Here is an 18,493-nt window from a genome sequence, read left to right as displayed (position 1 = left end):
ACCTTGTACTGTCTGCGTCGGCGCGCCTTGCATCAGGGGCGCTGCGCTATTTTGTTAGCTGCTCTTGTTTTTTAAGGAAAACTCCATGCAGAACCCACCCAACCGCTTCAAGGCGGCGCTGAAAAACGGCGAAGTGCAGATCGGCCTGTGGCTGAGCCTGGCCAGCCCCTACAGCGCCGAGCTGCTGGCCGGCGCCGGTTTCGACTGGCTGCTGATCGACGGCGAACACGCGCCCAATGAACTGAATGACATGCTGGGTCAACTACAGGCCATCGCCCCCTACCCTAGCCACCCGGTAGTACGGCCGGTATGGAACGACCCGGTGCGCATCAAGCAGATTCTGGATATCGGTGCGCAAACCCTGCTGCTGCCCATGGTGCAGACTGCCGAGGAAGCGGCACTGGCAGTGGCCGCCACCCGCTATCCGCCGCATGGCATTCGTGGGGTGGGCAGCGCCATCGCCCGCGCCTCGCGCTGGAACCGTATCGAGGGCTACCTGAAACAGGCCGAGCAAGAACTGTGCGTGCTGGTGCAGATTGAAACGCGACAGGGTCTGGACAATCTGGATGCCATCGCCGCCACGCCGGGGGTGGACGGCGTGTTCATCGGCCCGGCCGATCTGTCGGCGGATTTGGGCTATCTCGGCCAGCCCACTCATCCCGAGGTGCAAGCTGCCATCGAGCAGGCCATCGCCCGCATCCGCACCCAGGGCAAGGCAGCTGGCATTTTGATGGCCGACGAAAAACTGGCCCGTCACTATATCGAGCTGGGCGCACAGTTTGTTGCAGTTGGCGTGGACAGCACCGTGCTGGCGCGCAGCAGCGAGGCATTGGCTGCCCGCTTCAAGTCAACAAGCAGCGCAGTCGGCAGCAGCGGCGTGTACTAGCAGCAGCCGGCGGAGCTATCGCCATGGCTCCGCCGGCAGGCAGCAGAGGCCCGCATAGTTAATATCTTCATTTTTGGACAGTTCACATTTTAGTACCGCATAAACGCCACAGAGCGTAGCGCCATAGCATGAGGAGAACAGCATGAGTACGCATTCCGGCAGCACCATAGTGGCTAGCCCGCCACTGACCGCCACGCAGCAGCAGCGGGAACAGCAAGTGATCGCCAAGGTATCGAAACGGCTGATCTGGTTTCTGTTCATCCTGTTCGTGTTTTCCTTTCTGGACCGTATCAATATCGGTTTTGCCGGCCTCACCATGGGCCAGGACCTGGGGCTGAGCGCCACCATGTTTGGCCTGGCCACCACCATCTTCTATGTGGCCTATGTGCTGTGCGGCATTCCCAGCAACATCATTCTCAGCCGCTTCGGCACCCGGCGCTGGATCGCCATCATCATGGTGGCCTGGGGCATCGCCTCCACCGCCACCCTGTTTGCCTACGATGCGCACAGCCTGTATATCCTGCGCGCGCTGGTGGGGGTGACCGAGGCCGGCTTCCTGCCCGGCATGCTGCTTTACCTCACCTTCTGGTTTCCCCGCAGCTACCGCGCCCGCGCCAATGCCTTGTTCATGATTGCCATGCCGGTCACGGCGGCGGCGGGCTCCATCGTGTCCGGCTATCTGCTGGAGCTGAACGGGCTGTGGGGCCTGCATGGCTGGCAATGGCTGTTTCTGGTGGAGGGGCTGCCCGCCTGCCTGCTCGGCATTGCCGTATGGTTTTATCTGGATGACAAGCCAGCCAATGCTCGCTGGTTGAGCACTGCGGAAAAAGACTGCCTGCAGGGCCTGCTGCAGGCCGAACAGGACGCCACCCCACCCCCGGCCCGGCCGCAAAGCGTATGGCGCGAAATGCTCAGCCCCAGCATCGTCAAATTTGCACTTGGCTATTTTTGCCTGGTGAACACCCTGAGCATGGTGAATATCTGGGTACCGCAAATCGTCAAAAGCTTCAATGTCGGCAGCAGCAATGCCACCATCGGCTTGCTGGCCGCGATACCGCAAATCGGCACCATCCTCGCCATGCTGTGGTGGGGCGCACGCTCGGACCGCAAGCAAGAGCGCAAATGGCACACCATCCAGCCCATGCTGTTTGCTGCGGCGGGCTGGCTGCTGTGCGCCTGGAGCGATGACCCCTTGCTACGGCTGACCGGCATTGTGATGGCCTCGGCCGGGGCCTTTACTGCCATGACCATTTTCTGGACCACGCCAGACGCGGTGCTGTCACTCAAGGCCAAGGCCATCGGCATTGCCGTCATCAACGCCACCGGCAATGTCGGCTCGGCGCTCAGCTCGGTGGTGGTCGGCTGGCTGAAAGACCTTACCCACAGCTTTAGCTCCGGGCTGTTATTCGGTGCCGCCGCCCTGTTGGCAGGTGCACTGATCATCTATCTGATCCCCATCGTCAAACCAGCGCCACGCTAAGGCAGGCCGCCCGCCAGCACATCAGCAGCTCCTTTGACAGCAGGGTAGCGTCCGCGGCCCTGCTGATTTTTTTTGTCAGCACCCCTGCCCCGCCAGAATGATTGCCACGCCGGTATTCCATGAAAAGTACAAGCAAGCACCTGAAACTTGTATTTCATGGCAAAAAACCGCAGCACATAATGCATGCTGAATCTGCGCCATGCAGTTTCGTCTCGTCCCGATAACAACAACATCATCCTTTATACAAGCCATGCAGCTACCCGCCATCCCAGGCCGGAGTAACTACTTAACTTGTTAATTAAATATCCAGCTGCAACAGGAGAACATCATGAGCGCCAACAACCCCCTCTTGGCAGAAGTGCAACGCATCCTGCCGGAAATCGCCGCCAATGCCAACGAAGCAGAACAACTGCGCCAGGTACCGGAACACAATATCCGCCTGCTGAAAAGCATAGGCATGCACCGCGCCTTCCAGCCGAAAAAATATGGCGGGCTGGAAATTTCCCTGCCGGAATTTGCCGATTGCGTTGCCGCGCTGGCCGGTGCCTGTGGCGGTACCGCCTGGGCATTCAGCCTGCTATGCACCCACAGCCACCAGCTGGCCATGTTCTCGCAGCGTCTGCAAGACGAGGTATGGGGCAGCAATCCGGATGCCACCGCCAGCAGCAGCATCGCCCCTTTCAGTCAGATCGAAGAAGCCGAAGGCGGGGTGTATCTGAGCGGCGAGATGGGCTGGAGCAGCGGCTGCGATCACGCCGAGTGGGCCATTGTCGGCATGCGCCGCAAGAATGCCGAGGGTGAGCTGGTTTACAGCTTTGGCGTGCTGCCGCGCAGCGACTACGAAATTCGCGACAACTGGTACGCCATGGGTATGAAGGGCAGCGGTTCCAAAACGCTGGTGATCCGCAATGCCTTCATCCCCAATCACCGCATCGAGGCCGCCAAGGACATGATGGAAGGCCGCTCCAGCGGCTTCGGCCTCTACCCGGACAGCGCTATTTTCCATACCCCCTATCGTCCTTATTTTGCCAGTGGCTTTGCCTCCATCAGCCTCGGCCTTGCCGAACGCATGCTGCAGGCCTTCAAGGAAAAAACCCAGAACCGCGTGCGGGCCTATACCGGCGTCAATGTCGGCACCGCTACCCCGGCGCTGATGCGCTTGGCCGAATCCACCCACCAGATTGCCGCTGCCCGCGCCTTTCTGGAAAAAACCTGGCAGGACCACGCCGCCCATGGCCGTCGGCATGAATACCCCAGTCGCGAAACGCTGGCCTTCTGGCGCACCAATCAGGCTTATGCGGTGAAGATGTGCATCGAAGCAGTAGACCGCCTGTTCAGTGCTGCCGGTGCCACCAGCTGGATGGAGGGCAACGAGCTGCAGCGCCTGTTCCGCGATTCGCACATGACCGGCGCCCATGCCTACACCGATTACGATGTCTGCGCCCAGATACTGGGACGCGAGCTGATGGGCCTGGAACCGGACCCGAGCATGGTCTGAGGCCGGCAAGAAAACAATAAAGGAGACCAGCATGACTCACACCCAAGCCAGCGCCAATGACCCGCGCCTGTTCCGCCGTGCCCTGGGTAATTTCGCCACCGGGGTTACGGTGATGACTGCCTGCGGGCCGGACGGACAGCAGGTTGGCGTTACCGCCAACAGCTTCAATTCGGTTTCGCTCGACCCGCCACTCATCCTGTGGAGCATAGACAAGCGCTCCGGCAGCTACCCGGTGTTTCGCGATGCCAGCCATTTTGCCGTCAATATCCTGGCAGCAGACCAGATCGAGCTGTCCAACCGCTTTGCCCGTCCGGCCGAGGACAAGTTTGCCGGCCTGGCCTTACAGACCGGAGCCGGCGGCGTGCCGCTGCTGGAAGACTGTGCGGCGCGCTTTGTCTGCGAGCGCCACGCCCTGCATGAGGGGGGCGATCACTGGATCGTGATCGGCAAGGTGGTGGCACTGGATGATTTTGGCCGCGCGCCGCTGCTGTATCACCAGGGCAGTTATGCCATGGCCTTCCCCCACAGCCTGCAGCAGAAAAAAGATTCCCCGCCACCAGCCTGTGATTCGCTGCAACGGCGGCTGAATGACAATATCTATTACCTGCTGACCCAGGCGGTGCGGGCCTACCAGCATCACTACCAGCCGCGCCAGATGGCAACCGGCCTGCGCATCAGCGAGGCGCGCATGTTGCTGGTGCTGGAGCACGGCCTGGAGGCTGCCGCCCTGCATGGCGAAGTCAACATGCCGGAGCGCGAGGTGGTGCAGGCCATGGACATGCTGCAACACAAGGAGCTGATCAGCCGACAGCAGCAGCATTACCAGTTAACGCCACAAGGCATGCAACAGGCCGAAGCGCTGCACGATCTGGCCGAACAGCAACAAAGGGAAATGCTGGCAGGCTTCAGCGAACAGGAGGTGGCCGCACTCAAGAACATCCTGCGCGCCATCATCCGCCACCGCTGAGCAAGCGCGGTCAGAACGCAACTGTCACAACGCAACTGTCACAACGCAAGAAGGGCAGGGAGCCAGGCTCCCTGCCCTTGTTTCCTTACTGCAGCTATACCATGCGCTGCAGACGCTGCGCCAGTTCCTGCAGGCGGCAGGCCAGGTCCTGCAACAAGATGTCGATCTGTTCCACATTACCCGCCTTGCACGCTTTCTCCAGTTGTTCACAGTCACGCCCCACTTGCTGGGCGTCAATCAGCCGGGCGGCACCCTTGATCTTGTGCAGGACATGCGCCAGCTCGCCCAGTTGGCGGCGGCTAAACAAGGACTGTGCTTCGGCCAGATCCTGCTCATTGCTGGCCAGCAGCTTGGCCACAAACTTGCGCATCAGCACTGCATCGCCATCAAACAAGGCGGCCAGACTGCTGCCGGCATACACCGGCAATCGCTGCATGCTGCTGCCCAGGCTGAAACGCAGCAAGGCGGTATGCAGAGTAGGCAGCGCCACCGGCTTGGCCAGCAGGATATTGAAGCCCACCGCCATGGCGCGCTGGCGGTCTTGCTCGGTGGGGTCGGCAGAAATACCGATGACCGGCCGCTGATCACCCTCACTGCGCAATTGCTGCACCAGGCAGAAGCCATCCAGCTGTGGCATGCCCAGATCGGTCAGCAGGCAGTCGAACTGCCCCTGCCGCCATTGTTCCAGCGCATCCTGCCCGTTGCTGACCGCCACCACCTTGCACCCCAGGCGCTGTAACTGGCTGTTGAGCAGGAAAAGATTGGCCAGATTATCTTCAGCCACCAGGACATGTGGCTGTAATCCCTCGGCCCATAGCGTGCCTTCCGGCACATTTTGCGGCTCGGTCTGGCCATAGCCGGCAGAGCCGGACTCCGACACCCCGGCCAGCGGTTTGCTGGCGAGACTTTGCCTCATCGAAAGCATTTGATTGTTTGACATGACACTGACACCTGTTTTCTGATTATCCAGACACTTCCGCCTCCGGCAAGCTCAGATCATGTGACGGCCTGCCCGCTTGTGCTACACGGCCATACTGCAGCCTGTTTAAGCTTAGAAAGGGGAACGGCATCACTATCCGGGTTATTTCTTAACAAACAATAGGAAGTTTCTGATCATGCCGCTGTAGCAGCCGGTGGCGGAAAAATAGTACCGACACTGGCCAACAGTGTGGCAAACCCGCCTCAGCTGTCGACAGCGGCTGGCGGTCACGCCACCTTGCCGGCGCGCGTACCCCCATCGATGCAGACAGCCGCGAGACAAAGCGCTACATTGCTGTCTGATGGCCACAAGGCCAGCACATTATTGCGGCAAACACGGAGCAAGCATGATTCACCACCAACATCCCCTGACATCCAGCTGCCTGGGCACGCAGCGTCAGCTATCCAGCTTTCACTTTGGCCAGCCCGGCAGCAGCGCCGGCAAAGCCTATATCCAGGCCTCGCTGCATGCCGACGAACTACCCGGCATGCTGACTGCCTGGGAACTGAAGCTGGCACTGCGCGCACTGGAAGAACAGGGGAAAATTGTCGGGGAAATCATCCTGGTGCCACAGGCCAATCCGATTGGTCATGCGCAGTCGATCCAGGGCTACCAGATGGGTCGTTTCGACCTGGCCAGCGGGCAGAATTTCAACCGTCACTATCCGCAATTGACCACAGCGGTCTATGCCGCGGTAAAAGGACAGCTGGATGCCGATGCCAAGGCCAATACCCGTCTGATCCGCGCCGCCATCCGCCAGCATCTGCAACAACTGGCCGAGCCGACCGAGCTGGTCAGCCTGCGCAAAAACCTGATGCAGCTGGCTGCCGACGCCGACATCGTGCTCGACCTGCATTGCGACTGCAACGCCGCCCTGCACGTGTATACCGGCACCCCGCTGTGGGAGCAGTGCGAACCGCTGGCACGCTATCTGCAGTCGCATGCGCAACTGCTGGCCACCGAATCCGGCGATTATCCATTTGATGAAGCCTGCAGCCAGACCTGGTGGGAACTACAAGCCCTGTGCCAGCAGGACGGACTGGATGCGCCGATTGAAATGGCCTGCCTGTCGGTCACGGTGGAGCTACGCGGTCAGCATCAGGTCAGCCCGCAGCTGGCGCAGCAGGATGCCGCAGCCATTCTGGATTTCCTGCGTTTTCGCGGCCTGATCACCGCCGACAGCCTCCCCCAGCAGCCAGCACTGCCTTATCCGGCCACGCCATTGGCTGGCTCGGAAAACCTGGTGGCCCCCCACCCCGGTGTGGTGAGTTTCCTGGTCGCCCCAGGTAATGTGGTGGCGGCCGGACAGCCGGTGGCAGAAATCATCGACCCCTTGCAGGACAAGGTAAGCGTGCTCAGCTCGGCGCATGGCGGCATGCTGTACGCCCATGAACTGCACCCCTATGCCACCGCCGGCATGACGGTGGCCAAGGTGGCCACCGCACAGGCCTTCAAGTCAGGCAAGCTGCTGTCAGCCTGAAGCGTCAGCTAGCCTTGCGCATCTGCGGGCGGCTGGCTGGCGATGGCCTGCAGCAGGCAGGCCGGGCACAGGCAGTCGCCCCCCCCGGCTGGCACGGACATGATGTGTGGCAATCTGGCACACCAGCACTCGTCTGCCGCCGCGCCGGCACGACAGGTAAAGCTGTCGCCACACGCCGGGCACTGCTTGCACTGCCCCAAGGGCGGCAAGGCCAGCAGGCGATTCCACACGGCTTTTTTCTCGAAATCACTGAAGCCGGGCCAGCCGGCAATTTCCTTGAGGGTACGGCGGCAGCTCAGGCAACTCTCGCCAGCATCATCCAGCTGGCAGCGCTGCTGGCAAGGAGAAGGAATAATGTTGCTCATGCCAGCACCCCGCAGCCAGGCTCAGGCCGCAGGCTGGTTGGCCAGCACAGGGCAAGGAGGACAAGTGCAGCCTTGCGGCAGGCAAGGGCCGGCATGGCATGGTCGGAAACGCCAGAAGAGAAATGCATGAAGACACAATCTGAACAAGGGGAACAGCGCTAACCCGTCACGCGGGACCAGGCACCCGAAATACAGACGACATGATATCAATGGCAAAGCATGACATGGTGATTTAAAGCAGACAATCTGCACTCAACCATCTAGCTCGGTACTGGAATAGCCCTTGTCCGTCACTCCGATGCTGTGTATCTGCAGCGTATCCAGCTGCAGCATGCTCAGGCTACGGCCATACACACCACCGGTATCCAGGTAGCGCACATTGTCGATGCTGCGGACTTCCCGCTGCGGGGTATGGCCGACACACAGCATGAATAGCCCGCGCACCGGCTGCCGTGGCGTACCGCGTGCGCGCAGACGGCACCAGATGATCTGCCGCAATAGCCGGCCACCCTCCTCGCCCCAAGGCTGGGTCAGCGACAACTGCTCGCGCAGCGCATTCCAGTCGTCCTGTGGACAATCAGCATGCAGCAAGCCGATCAGCCCGTGTGGACTGGGCAGTTCCATGGCCAGTGGCAGACGGCTGAAAGCTGCACGGTAAGCCTGCTTGTCCAGCTCATCCAGGCAGATAAACCAGCCACCACCATTATGCAGATAGCGCTCGCAGGCATCGGTATCAGCCAGATCAAAATCCAGCGCCATCTGCTCGTGATTGCCACGCACGGCATGGAACCACGGTTTGGCCAGCCACTCCAGCACCTGGCGCGACTCCGGGCCACGGTCCACCAGGTCTCCCACCGAAAACAGGCGGTCACGGCTGCCGTCAAACACCACCTGCTCCAGCAAGGCGTGCAATTCGGTAAAACAACCGTGGACATCGCCCACGACAAAGTCCCGTCCCAGCTGATTGGCCGGCAGGCTGACAAACAACTCACTCATGCGAAATCACACCGATCTGATGGCTATACGGCATCCATTATGCCCGGCCCGCCAGCGGTTGCGGGAAGGAGTCTTGCCACAGGCAATAAAAAACGGCGCCGTATTGGCGCCGTTGGCATGCAGGGATATACCGCGAATTACTGGGCTGCGGAAGCCGCTGCCGGTGCAGCTGCGCCGCCACCGATGGTTTGCATAACCTTCCACTGACCGCCTTCAACCTTGTAGACGGTGATGCCGCCGTCTTTCAGGTCGCCCTTGTCATCGTAAGTCCAGTTGGCCGAAGTCACACCGGAGTACTTGATCTTGGCCAGCACCGGCAGATAAGCCTTGGGATCGGTGGAGTTGGCATCCTTCATGGCCTGGATCAGGGCGCGGGTAGCGTCATAGCCGTACGGCGAGTAGGTGGCTACGTCGGTCTTGAAGCGAGCCTTGTACTTGTCGGCGTATTCCTTGCCCTTGGGCATTTGTTCCAGCGGCAGGCCAGCCAGCGAAGCGATGCTGCCTTCGGCGTCCTTACCTGCCAGTTGCAGGAAGTTCGGGGTCTTGGTCATTTCGCCGGAGATCAGCGGAGCCTTCAGGCCCAGACGCTTCATCTGCTTGGCCATCGGGGCGGACTGGGCATCAGCACCACCGTAGAACACCACATCCGGGTTCACGCCCTTGATGGAGGTCAGGATGGCAGCGAAGTCGGTTGCCTTGTCATTGGTGAATTCGCGCTTGGCTACATCGCCACCGGAAGCCTTGACGGCTTTTTCGAATTCGTCAGCCAGGCCTTGGCCGTAAGCGGTACGGTCGTCAACGATGACGATTTTCTTGGCCTTCAGGGTATCCACCACGAATTTACCCATCACGCTACCCTGCTGGGTGTCGGAGGTCATTGAGCGGAAGGTGTTCTTGAAGCCTTGTGCGGTGAACACCGGCGAGGTCGCCATGGCGATCATCGGGATACCGGCGTCGGAGTAGATCTTGGAGGCCGGGATGGCGCAACCGGAGTTGAAGTGACCGATGATGCCGGAAACCTTGTCATCCACCAGCTTCTGCGCCAGTTGGGTGGCGGTTTTCGGGTCGGCCTGGTCATCCTGGGCATTCAGTTCGAACGTCACCGGCTTGCCACCGATGGTCGGCTTCTCGGCGTTGGCATCTTCGATGGCCAAGGTCACGCCGTTCTTGTATTCCTCACCGTAGTGAGCTTGCGGGCCGGTCAGCGGAGCGGCGAAACCGATCTTGACGCTATCGCCGGCAGCGGCAGCAGCCGGAGCGGAAGCAGCATCAGCCGGAGCGGCTGCGTCATCTTTTTTGCCACATGCAGACAGTGCCAGAGCGGCAGCGACAGCGATGGTAACGGTAGTCAGCTTGGTGAATTGCATCTTGAATCCTCTATCTTTCGGTCTCTCCTGTCCGCTTGTGGCGGACAGATCTCATGCAGCGAGCTTGTTGTAAGTTGAAACGCTGGCGGCATTATTCCAATGCCGACAGCACATGACAAGTGGCGTTTGACAGATTGTCATCATCCCTCCCGCTTTGTGACCAATCTCGCCAAACAGCAGGGTAGTCGCGGGAGGGTGAAACATCAGTCACCGATACTCATCAGGCTGGCATTACCCCCTGCCGCCGTGGTGTTGACGCTGACAGCGCGCTCCACCACCAGTCGATGCAGGTTGTAGCCCTCTTCGCCGGCCAACAGCAGGGGAATCAGCGCGCCATCACGTTGCGCCAGTTGCTGGCGCGCCTTGGCGGCGGCTTCACCCTCGTACAGCACGGCATCCAGTTCGGCAGCCAGCACGTCTTGCGTGAGCTCGACGTGACCGGCCAGCGCGCTGGCCAGTTGGCGATTGGCCGGCGAATCCGCCAGCACTGCCAGATTGCCGGTGGCCATGACAGCCACCAGTTGCTCGGCCAGCGTCGCACTGCTGCTGGCCACGCACCCTACCTTGCCGCGAGCAGCAAAGCAAAGCGTGTTCTTTTCCCCGGTCGGGCCGGGCAGGCACACCTGATGGCTCAGCGGCGAGGCACGGCGGGCGGCCGCGATACGCGCATCCAGGCCATTCACCCCCAGGCTGGTGGCTACGCCGGCCAGCTTGTCCAGGCCGGACAGGTCGGCTGTCACCGGCTGCAAGGCCAGCTTGGGCTGCCAGCGGGCACGGGTCAGGCGATACAGGTAGAAGGGGCCGCCGGCCTTGGGGCCGGTACCGGACTTGCCTTCACCACCAAACGGCTGCACACCCACGACGGCACCGACGATATTGCGGTTGACGTAGACATTGCCCACCTTGATCTTGCTGACGATGTCGTTGATGGTTTCGTCGATGCGGCTGTGAATGCCGTGAGTCAGGCCATAGCCGGTACTGTTGATTTCGGCCACCACCTTGTCCAGCTCATTGGCTTCGAAACGCAGCACATGCAGCACCGGGCCGAACACTTCGCGGGTGAGATCGGACAGGTTGTCGATTTCAAACAGGGTAGGCGCCACGAAAGTACCGTGCTGACAAGCCTCGGTCAGCGGGGTCTGATAAGTCCAGCGTGCACGCGACTTCATCTTGTCGATGTGGGCCAGCAGGCCGGCCTGGGCTTCGGCATCGATCACCGGGCCAACATCGGTATTCAGCTGAGCCGGGTTGCCCACGGTCAGTTCGGCCATGGCGCCCTTGATCATGGCAATCACCTTGTCGGCGATATCGCTTTGCAGATACAGCACGCGCAGTGCGGAGCAGCGCTGACCAGCCGAGTCGAAAGCTGAGCTCAGCACATCGGTCACTACTTGTTCCGGCAGCGCCGAACTGTCGACGATCATGGCGTTCTGGCCACCGGTTTCGGCTACCAGCACCACGTCCTCGCCACGCTTGGCCAGGGTACGGTTGATGATTTGCGCCACTTCGGTGGAGCCAGTGAAAATAACGCCCTGGATGCGCGGATCGCTGGTCAGCGCAGCACCGACAATCTCGCCACGGCCCGGCAGCAGTTGCAGCACATCGCGCGGCACGCCGGCTTCGTGCAGCAGACGCACGGCATAGGCGGCAATCAGGTTGGTCTGCTCGGCCGGCTTGGCCAGCACCGGGTTACCGGCGGCCAGCGAGGCGGTCACTTCGCCAATAAAGATGGCCAGCGGGAAGTTCCACGGGCTGATGCACACCACCGGACCCAGTGGCTGGTGGGTGGCATTGTCGAAATTGGCAACGATCTGCGCGGCATAGTAGCGGCAGAAGTCCACCGCTTCGCGCACTTCGGCAATGGCATTGCTCAGGGTCTTGCCGGCTTCACGCACCGCCAGGCCCATCAGTGCCGGCATGTGGTCTTCCATCAGCTCGGCCATGCGGTTCAGGCAGGCTGCACGGTCGGCAACCGGGGTATTCGCCCAGCGGGCGGCGGCAGCTTCGGCCAGTTGCAAGGCGCGTTCCACATGCTCTGGCGTGGCTTCAATCACCTGGCCGACGATATCGGCATGATCAGCCGGGTTACGTACCGGCTGGCTGTCGCCTGTGCTGACATCAGCATCACCCAGCAGCGGGAAGGCTGTCCATTGCTGTTGCTCGGAGGCTTGCAGGCCCATTTGCAGCGCAGCCAGCACGTGTTCGCTGGACAGGTCCAGGCCCTTGGAATTCTGGCGTTCACTGCCATACAGGGAAACCGGCAAGGCAATCTTGTGATGCGGTTGACCGGCATGGCTGGCCGCTTCGGCCACCTGGTCGGTCACCAGTTCGTCGATGGAGACATTCTCGTCGACGATGCGGTTAACGAAAGAACTGTTGGCACCGTTCTCCAGCAGGCGGCGTACCAGATAGGCCAGCAGGGTTTCGTGCGAACCCACCGGCGCGTAAATGCGGCAGGCCTTGCCCAGATTGTCCTTGCCCACAACCTGGTCGTACAGGGTTTCACCCATGCCGTGCAGGCACTGGAATTCGTAATCCAGACCCTGACCCAGCTGATAAATGGCCGACAGGCTGTAGGCGTTGTGGGTGGCAAACTGCGGGTAGATGGCATCCTGCGCCGCCAACAGGCGTTTGGCACATGCCAGATAGGAAATGTCGGTATACACCTTGCGGGTATACACCGGATAGCCCGGCAGGCCATCTACCTGGGCACGTTTGATCTCGGCATCCCAATAGGCGCCCTTGACCAGACGCACCATGAAGCGGTGACCGGAACGGCGTGCCAGATCCACCAGATAATCGATAATGAAGGGGCAACGCTTCTGGTAAGCCTGCACCACCAGGCCGATACCATTCCAGCCAGCCAGGTCCTTGTCGAAGGCCAGCTGTTCCAGCAGGTCCAGCGACAGCTCCATGCGGTCGGCTTCTTCGGCATCGATATTCAGGCCGATATTGTATTGCTTGGCCAGAATCAGCAGTTCCTTCAGGCGGGCATACAGCTCGGTCATCACACGTTCGCGCTTGGCACGGCTGTAACGCGGATGAATGGCCGACAGCTTCACCGAAATGCCGGGGCCATCGTAAATGCCACGGCCGGCAGACTCTTTACCGATGGCGTGAATCGCCATCACGTAGTCCTTCATGTAACGCTGGGCATCGTCCTCGGTCATGGCGGCTTCACCCAGCATGTCGTAGGAGAAGCGATAGCCGCGTGCTTCACGCTCACGGCCGTTTTCCAGTGCCTGTTCGATGGTTTCACCGGTAACGAACTGCTTGCCCAGCATGCGCATGGACATGTCCACACCCTTGCGGATCAGCGGCTCGCCACCCTTGGCGATCAGGCGGGTCATGGCAGCAGACAAGCCTTGTTCGCTATGCGAGGAAACCAGCTTGCCGGTCACCACCAAGCCCCAGGCTGCGGCATTGACGAACAAGGAAGAGCTGTTGCCCAGGTGGGCTTTCCAGTCGCCACGGGAGATCTTGTCGCGGATCAGCTTGTCGGCGGTTTCCTTGTCCGGAATACGCAGCAGTGCTTCGGCCAGACACATCAGGGCAATGCCCTCGGCACTGTCCAGCGAGAACTCATGCATCAGGGCATCTACCCCGCTGGAGCGCGTACGCTCATGACGCACCTGGCTGACCAGACGACGCGCCAGCTCCTGGGTGGCAGTGACCTGTGCCGGCTGCAAGGCAGCTTGCGGCAGCAAGGCTTGCACACATTCCTGTTCGTCACGGCGATATGCGGATGTAATGGCATCGCGCAAAGCGCTCTGGTTTAGGGCAAACACCTCGAATTGCATGGAAAACTCCCGATTTTGTTCGCAGCCCGGTTTGTACCGGTTAAGATTTGCCTATTGTATACAATTGCATTTTTCTTTGTTCGACAATATAAAATATTCTTGTAGCGACACGACTAGTGACTGGCCGCAGATCAAGGAAAATCAAGCTGCTTGTCCTATTATCGACAGCAGACCGCGCATGCCGCTTTGTTGCATGACCACAACGTCAGCTCCCCATGCCTGTCAGAAAATGGCCCAGCACCACAGCCACCCGCCCCTGCAAGTGTTTTAGTCGATCACAGGAAGCCCTATGCAAACTATTTTATTGACCGTCAATGCCAGCCCTTATGGTAGTGAGCGCCTGCTCAGCGCCTTGCGGCTGACTCTTGCCTTGCTCAGCCATCCCGACGCAGCCCGTGTCCGGCTATTTTTGTTGTCCGATGCCGTCAGCACTGCCATGAGCCAGCAGACAGTGGCCACGCCACCCAACCTGGGAGAAATGTTGAGCGAGGCCATGGCGCTGGGCGCCGAGGTACACATCTGCCGTAGCTGTGCCGATGCACGTGGCCTGCAGGCAGAGCGCTTGCTGCCCGGGGTGCAGATCGGCACCATGCCTGAGTTGGCTGAATGGACACTGGCCGCCGACAAGGTGCTCAGCTTCTGAATAAAAAAGAGGCCTGCCTCTCGGGGGGAAGGCAGGCCAAAGGGCAGTTCACTTCACGCAACAAGGATTCAGATAGGACGTATCAGTATTTCCGAGCGGACCTCCCGCACACCAGGTACATTGGCGGCCACTTCCAGCAAATGACGCACGGTATCCCGGCTGGGGCTGGAGCCTAGCAATTTCACCATCCCCGCCTTGACCTGCGGTCGTACCACCGAGCCCGAGCCATCGGCCAGCGGCTTCAACACTTCATTCAATTCCCAGGCAATTTTTTCATCAGCCGAAATATTCGACACCGCCACATGTTCCGCCACCGGATCAATGGACAGCATGCCCATGGCCCGCACCGGGTTGATTGGCAACAGCACCAACAGCATTAATCCAAGATGATTTACTTTCATTGCCATGACTCCCGACAGGTCTGTTTGTCACTGAGCATTGCAAGCATCATGCCAGCACAAGAAAATCATTAGAAATCAAACGGTTGAAATAAAAATCCGGCACAAATGCACAGCAGATCACGCCAATCTGTCGCCAGACGGCGACAAGCTGACGGCTCAATTTCACCAAGTGGCTGATTCTTATGAAAAAACCCCTGTCGCTGCTTGGCGACAGGGGTTGGATGAGATACTGCTGGTTCAGAAGTCCTTGAAGGCAGCAGCCACCAGATCATGCTTTTGTAGCAGGCGATAAAACTCGGTGCGATTACGATCAGCAATCCGTGCCGCCACGCTGACATTGCCAGCGCTAACCCGCAGCAGCTTTTCCAGATAGTCGCGTTCAAACTGCCGCCTCGCCTCCGCCAGCGTGGCAATGCTGGCCATGCCGTCGGAAACCGCTTTCTGCACCGCAGTCAGCGGAATCAGGCCAGAGGTGTTCAACACACAGCATTGCTCAACCGCATTGGCCAGCTGCCGCACATTGCCCGACCAGCGCAAGCTGCACAGATACTCCATCGCATCCGGGGCAAAACCGGCCACCTCCTTGCCATAGCGCTCGGCCAGCTGTGTCAGGAAATGCTGCGCCAGCAAGGGGATATCTTCCCGCCGCTCGCTTAGCGGCGGCAGATTCAAGGCCACCACATTCAGCCGGTAAAACAGATCCTCGCGAAACAGGCCATCACTGATCAGCGCCTCGAGATCACGATGAGTCGCCGAAATCACTCGTACATCGACCGCTCGCGATTTACTGGCACCCACCGGGCGCAGCTCCCGCTCCTGCAACACGCGCAGCAGCTTTACCTGCAGGGCCAATGGCATGTCGCCAATTTCATCCAGGAACAAGGTGCCGCCCTCGGCCTGCGCAATCAAACCTTCATGTCGTGTCGCCGCGCCGGTAAACGCCCCCTTTTCATGACCGAACAATTCGCTTTCCAGCAAATTGTCCGGAATCGCTCCGCAGTTGACTGCCACGAAGGGCCCGGCCGCTCGCGGGCTGGCACGATGCAGGGCTCGCGCCAGAATCTCCTTGCCACTTCCGCTCTCGCCACGGATCAGCACGCTGGCATCGGTAGCGGCAATCAGCCGCGCCTCCGCCAGCAACTCTTCCATCAGTGGGCTGCAGCTCACCACTTCCGCACGCCAGTATTCCTGCCCGGCCTGGGACACCGCTGGCGAAGACAGCGACAAGGCCTGCTCCACCTTGCTCAGCAAGGCAGTGCTGTCAAACGGTTTGACCAGATAGCCAAAGACACCGCGGCTCACGGCCTCCACCGCATCAGGAATCGTGCCATGCGCGGTCAGCATGATCACCGGCAGTGCCGGATAACTCTTCTTCACCAGCTCAAACAAGGCCATGCCATCCATACCCGGCAAACGCCAGTCTGTCAGCAGCACATCGGCCCGCCGCACGGCCAGCGCACTCAAGGCCGCCTCGGCCGAGGCCGCCTTGTCCACCAGATAACCAGCGGCTTCCAGCCGCAAACTCAGCAGCCGCAGCAAGTCGGCATCATCATCAACCAGCAATACCCGCCCGGTTCGTCTCATGGTTGTATCTTCTTTTTCTGGGCCTTGTCGGCCATGGACTGTTCGATCAGACGCAAGGCATCCAGCTTGGCTGCCAGCTCATCGGCACGACGCTGCTGCTCCAGCCATTGTGCATTGGCGCGTGCAGCGGCCTCCTCATGGCGCCGCCGTTCGCTCATCTGGGCTGCCAATAATGCGGCAAGGCCGGTCAAGCCATCAGACTGCTCCTGACGCAGTTGCACCGTCGCCAGATCCAGCTGTTGCTGCAGTCGCGCCATATCAGGCCGGCCATCGCTATTCAGCAGCTGTACCGCCACATAGCGCAGGCGCTCACCTGCACAGCCATCCTTGCCAGGCAAGGCCAGCTCCCTTCCTCGCCGGACACCGGCCAGTACGGCCTCTGCATCATGGCAGACCCTGCCAGCTGCTCGCCCCACCGGCGCACTGGCTACTTCCCTGCCGGGTCGGCCCAGACTACTACAGCCCGCCAGCACGGATAGCAGCAACATGACACCCATCAATCTTTTCATCATTCCGCTTTCCTGCCCTGCAATCGTTATTATGGCCACCATACGCGTAGCCGTGCGCCCTGCGCAGCAGGCAGGCTTTCAACATCACCGCCCATCAGTTGGGCAAAGGTTTTAACCATGGTCAGCCCGATACCGCTTCCCGGCAATTCACCGGCAGGTACTTGCCCGGTATAGAAAGGCTGGAATATCAGGCTACCCTCTTGCTCGGAAATTCCACGCCCCTGATCGGCAACAACCAGCCATGAGTGATCCGCACTTCTACCTGCCTCAACAGAAATAACGCCATTTTCAGGCGAAAATCGTATGGCGTTAGAAAGCAGATTATCAATAATGGTTCGGAATTTTTCCTGATCAACCATCAGTACCACAGCCTGCTCTGGCAGCTTTAACTGCAATTTCTTTTGTTGCAATAAAGGCTGCATGGCCGCTGCCGCATGCTGAACCAGATCGCGCACATCATGGGCCGCCATGGTTAGCGGACGTCCCAGCCAGTTGGCCGCATCATGCTGCAGCAAGGCATCTACACGCTGACGTAATAAGCGGGTATTCGACAGCGTAATGCCGATGATTTCTTGCTGAGAGGGCAATAAGGGACCGGGAATCTGATCATGCAATAGCGAAGAAGCCTCCTGGATCGCAGCCAGCGGAGTCTTCAGTTCGTGTGAGACATGCCGGAAAAAACTGGCCTTGTCCTGCTCCAGCCGTGCCAGACGCCCATCCAGCTCGCGCAAGGCGGCTGCCAGTTGCAAGATATCCGCCGGAGCAGACATATCCCAGTGCTGACCACGCTGCCCCAGCGCCAGTCGACCAATCTTGTCGCGCAACTGCTGCAAGGGCCGTACCAATAGCCATGCCAGCAATAACCCCAGCACTACTGCCAGACATAAGGATAGTATCGCCACCCGGTCTGCTTGCTGCCGCTTCTCCCGCAAACTGCTATCCCACTGCAGGCGACGCTCGGCACTTACCCGTTTCACCTGCACATCCAGCGCATTGCCAAGTCGGGATAGCTCCTCGTACTGGCGAGACCAAGGCTCCTCCTGGCCGCCGGCCCCCAGCAACAGGTCACGTGATTTCCCGCACCATGCCGCCAGATGGCTCCCCAACTGCTGTAAGTGGGCCTCATCAAGTTGCTGCAAACGCCCGGCCAGCTGCTGCAAACTCAGGACAGCCTGCATCCCGGTGCGGGAAAAAGTCTCCTCGTGCAGGACATTCCACTGACGGGTCGAACGCTCAAACAAATCGCTCTGCTCGGCATAGCTGCGTTGCAACGCCGCCAATCCTTCAGCCTGTTTCTGGCTTTGCTCCACCAGTTCAGCCAATTGCTGCAAATGCCACCAGGTTTGTACCAGGGCCAAGGACGGAATCAGGGTAACGACAAACAAGCTGGCAACCAGCAAGGTCTTAAAGGACAAATGGCGCAATAGCATCATGGCTCTCATGCGTGCAACAGGATGAGCTATTGTCTGCCAGAGTTGGCAGCACAACAAATCTGCACGGGGGCGGCTTACGTGGGCCAATGCAAAAAGCCCAGCTCG

General features: G+C 60.0%; 16 protein-coding genes. 6 read left to right on the top strand and 10 right to left on the bottom strand.

From position 1 onward, the window contains the following. Positions 1 to 85 precede the first annotated feature (85 nt). Both hpaI and hpaX read left to right on the top strand, forming a co-directional pair. Positions 86 to 886, top strand: coding sequence for a 4-hydroxy-2-oxoheptanedioate aldolase (hpaI, locus tag EAY64_RS07590; protein WP_103524178.1), 801 nt, complete (start codon positions 86 to 88; stop codon positions 884 to 886). Positions 887 to 1,028: 142 nt separating this feature from the next. Then, positions 1,029 to 2,366: a 4-hydroxyphenylacetate permease gene (gene hpaX, locus EAY64_RS07585; RefSeq protein ID WP_103524177.1), complete on the top strand. Its 1,338-nt coding sequence runs from the start codon at positions 1,029 to 1,031 to the stop codon at positions 2,364 to 2,366. Here hpaX and EAY64_RS20265 read toward each other — a convergent pair. Continuing rightward, positions 2,363 to 2,551: a hypothetical protein gene (locus EAY64_RS20265; RefSeq protein ID WP_147456197.1), complete on the bottom strand. Its 189-nt coding sequence runs from the start codon at positions 2,549 to 2,551 to the stop codon at positions 2,363 to 2,365. The two genes, hpaX and EAY64_RS20265, sit on opposite strands and share 4 nt — an antisense overlap. A gap of 143 nt (positions 2,552 to 2,694) precedes the next feature. Between EAY64_RS20265 and EAY64_RS07580 the strand changes: the two genes are divergently transcribed. Together EAY64_RS07580 and EAY64_RS07575 are read left to right on the top strand one after the other, a co-directional pair. Next, positions 2,695 to 3,864, top strand: coding sequence for a p-hydroxyphenylacetate 3-hydroxylase oxygenase component (locus EAY64_RS07580; protein WP_103524176.1), 1,170 nt, complete (start codon positions 2,695 to 2,697; stop codon positions 3,862 to 3,864). 31 nt (positions 3,865 to 3,895) lie between these two features. Next, positions 3,896 to 4,831 (top strand): p-hydroxyphenylacetate 3-hydroxylase reductase component, encoded by a 936-nt coding sequence (locus tag EAY64_RS07575; RefSeq protein ID WP_103524175.1) that lies wholly within the window; start codon positions 3,896 to 3,898, stop codon positions 4,829 to 4,831. A 94-nt stretch (positions 4,832 to 4,925) separates the two neighbouring features. On the opposite strand, the gene EAY64_RS07570 is transcribed toward EAY64_RS07575, so the two are convergent. Further along, positions 4,926 to 5,747, bottom strand: a complete 822-nt coding sequence (locus tag EAY64_RS07570) for a response regulator (protein ID WP_158604636.1) — start codon at positions 5,745 to 5,747, stop codon at positions 4,926 to 4,928. A 409-nt stretch (positions 5,748 to 6,156) separates the two neighbouring features. Here EAY64_RS07570 and EAY64_RS07565 point away from each other — a divergent pair, with 409 nt between their 5' ends. Further along, the gene (locus EAY64_RS07565; protein WP_103524173.1) at positions 6,157 to 7,290 is read left to right on the top strand and encodes a M14 family metallopeptidase; all 1,134 of its coding nucleotides are present in this window, start codon (positions 6,157 to 6,159) and stop codon (positions 7,288 to 7,290) included. A gap of 8 nt (positions 7,291 to 7,298) precedes the next feature. Here EAY64_RS07565 and EAY64_RS07560 read toward each other — a convergent pair whose 3' ends face one another. The 4 genes from EAY64_RS07560 to putA form a co-directional block, all read right to left on the bottom strand. After that, the gene (locus EAY64_RS07560) at positions 7,299 to 7,655 is read right to left on the bottom strand and encodes a cysteine-rich CWC family protein (protein ID WP_103524172.1); all 357 of its coding nucleotides are present in this window, start codon (positions 7,653 to 7,655) and stop codon (positions 7,299 to 7,301) included. Between the two features lie 252 nt (positions 7,656 to 7,907). Then, positions 7,908 to 8,651 (bottom strand): metallophosphoesterase, encoded by a 744-nt coding sequence (locus EAY64_RS07555; RefSeq protein ID WP_103524171.1) that lies wholly within the window; start codon positions 8,649 to 8,651, stop codon positions 7,908 to 7,910. Positions 8,652 to 8,788: 137 nt separating this feature from the next. After that, a complete protein-coding gene (locus tag EAY64_RS07550) occupies positions 8,789 to 10,018 on the bottom strand; it encodes a branched-chain amino acid ABC transporter substrate-binding protein (RefSeq protein WP_103524170.1) in 1,230 nt (409 codons plus the stop codon). A 203-nt stretch (positions 10,019 to 10,221) separates the two neighbouring features. Continuing rightward, the gene (gene putA / locus EAY64_RS07545; protein WP_103524169.1) at positions 10,222 to 13,818 is read right to left on the bottom strand and encodes a trifunctional transcriptional regulator/proline dehydrogenase/L-glutamate gamma-semialdehyde dehydrogenase; all 3,597 of its coding nucleotides are present in this window, start codon (positions 13,816 to 13,818) and stop codon (positions 10,222 to 10,224) included. 289 nt (positions 13,819 to 14,107) lie between these two features. Here putA and EAY64_RS07540 point away from each other — a divergent pair, with 289 nt between their 5' ends. Beyond that, on the top strand, positions 14,108 to 14,461 hold the full coding sequence (locus EAY64_RS07540; RefSeq protein ID WP_103524168.1) for a DsrE/DsrF/TusD sulfur relay family protein: 354 nt from the start codon (positions 14,108 to 14,110) through the stop codon (positions 14,459 to 14,461). A gap of 68 nt (positions 14,462 to 14,529) precedes the next feature. On the opposite strand, the gene EAY64_RS07535 is transcribed toward EAY64_RS07540, so the two are convergent. The 4 genes from EAY64_RS07535 to EAY64_RS07520 all read right to left on the bottom strand — a co-directional run bounded on the left by EAY64_RS07535 (position 14,530) and on the right by EAY64_RS07520 (position 18,388). Next, positions 14,530 to 14,862 (bottom strand): BON domain-containing protein, encoded by a 333-nt coding sequence (locus EAY64_RS07535; protein ID WP_147456196.1) that lies wholly within the window; start codon positions 14,860 to 14,862, stop codon positions 14,530 to 14,532. A gap of 237 nt (positions 14,863 to 15,099) precedes the next feature. Then, a complete protein-coding gene (locus tag EAY64_RS07530) occupies positions 15,100 to 16,446 on the bottom strand; it encodes a sigma 54-interacting transcriptional regulator (protein WP_103524166.1) in 1,347 nt (448 codons plus the stop codon). Beyond that, positions 16,443 to 16,958: a hypothetical protein gene (locus tag EAY64_RS07525; RefSeq protein WP_147456195.1), complete on the bottom strand. Its 516-nt coding sequence runs from the start codon at positions 16,956 to 16,958 to the stop codon at positions 16,443 to 16,445. Before EAY64_RS07525 ends, EAY64_RS07530 begins: the two co-directional genes overlap by 4 nt. Before the next feature lie 26 nt (positions 16,959 to 16,984). Further along, complete coding sequence (locus EAY64_RS07520) at positions 16,985 to 18,388, bottom strand: sensor histidine kinase (RefSeq protein WP_158604635.1); 1,404 nt, start codon at positions 18,386 to 18,388, stop codon at positions 16,985 to 16,987. Between the last annotated feature and the right edge of the window lie 105 nt (positions 18,389 to 18,493).

It is taken from the genome of Aquitalea palustris (assembly GCF_003693445.1).
In the GTDB taxonomy this organism is placed as follows: Bacteria; Pseudomonadota; Gammaproteobacteria; order Burkholderiales; family Chromobacteriaceae; genus Aquitalea; species Aquitalea palustris.
The sequence above is the reverse complement of the archived record's forward strand: the minus strand, read 5'-3'. Positions and strand labels throughout refer to the sequence as shown.

What these genes read in the sequence shown, in the direction of transcription:
- EAY64_RS07535 (WP_147456196.1), bottom strand. Translation starts at nt 14,862, where the DNA reads ATGAAAGTAAATCATCTTGGATTAATGCTGTTGGTGCTGTTGCCAATC.
- EAY64_RS07525 (WP_147456195.1), bottom strand. Translation starts at nt 16,958, where the DNA reads ATGATGAAAAGATTGATGGGTGTCATGTTGCTGCTATCCGTGCTGGCG.
- hpaX (WP_103524177.1), top strand. Translation starts at nt 1,029, where the DNA reads ATGAGTACGCATTCCGGCAGCACCATAGTGGCTAGCCCGCCACTGACC.
- EAY64_RS20265 (WP_147456197.1), bottom strand. Translation starts at nt 2,551, where the DNA reads ATGCATTATGTGCTGCGGTTTTTTGCCATGAAATACAAGTTTCAGGTG.
- putA (WP_103524169.1), bottom strand. Translation starts at nt 13,818, where the DNA reads ATGCAATTCGAGGTGTTTGCCCTAAACCAGAGCGCTTTGCGCGATGCC.
- EAY64_RS07560 (WP_103524172.1), bottom strand. Translation starts at nt 7,655, where the DNA reads ATGAGCAACATTATTCCTTCTCCTTGCCAGCAGCGCTGCCAGCTGGAT.
- EAY64_RS07575 (WP_103524175.1), top strand. Translation starts at nt 3,896, where the DNA reads ATGACTCACACCCAAGCCAGCGCCAATGACCCGCGCCTGTTCCGCCGT.
- hpaI (WP_103524178.1), top strand. Translation starts at nt 86, where the DNA reads ATGCAGAACCCACCCAACCGCTTCAAGGCGGCGCTGAAAAACGGCGAA.
- EAY64_RS07570 (WP_158604636.1), bottom strand. Translation starts at nt 5,747, where the DNA reads ATGAGGCAAAGTCTCGCCAGCAAACCGCTGGCCGGGGTGTCGGAGTCC.
- EAY64_RS07565 (WP_103524173.1), top strand. Translation starts at nt 6,157, where the DNA reads ATGATTCACCACCAACATCCCCTGACATCCAGCTGCCTGGGCACGCAG.
- EAY64_RS07540 (WP_103524168.1), top strand. Translation starts at nt 14,108, where the DNA reads ATGCAAACTATTTTATTGACCGTCAATGCCAGCCCTTATGGTAGTGAG.
- EAY64_RS07520 (WP_158604635.1), bottom strand. Translation starts at nt 18,388, where the DNA reads ATGATGCTATTGCGCCATTTGTCCTTTAAGACCTTGCTGGTTGCCAGC.
- EAY64_RS07580 (WP_103524176.1), top strand. Translation starts at nt 2,695, where the DNA reads ATGAGCGCCAACAACCCCCTCTTGGCAGAAGTGCAACGCATCCTGCCG.
- EAY64_RS07555 (WP_103524171.1), bottom strand. Translation starts at nt 8,651, where the DNA reads ATGAGTGAGTTGTTTGTCAGCCTGCCGGCCAATCAGCTGGGACGGGAC.
- EAY64_RS07530 (WP_103524166.1), bottom strand. Translation starts at nt 16,446, where the DNA reads ATGAGACGAACCGGGCGGGTATTGCTGGTTGATGATGATGCCGACTTG.
- EAY64_RS07550 (WP_103524170.1), bottom strand. Translation starts at nt 10,018, where the DNA reads ATGCAATTCACCAAGCTGACTACCGTTACCATCGCTGTCGCTGCCGCT.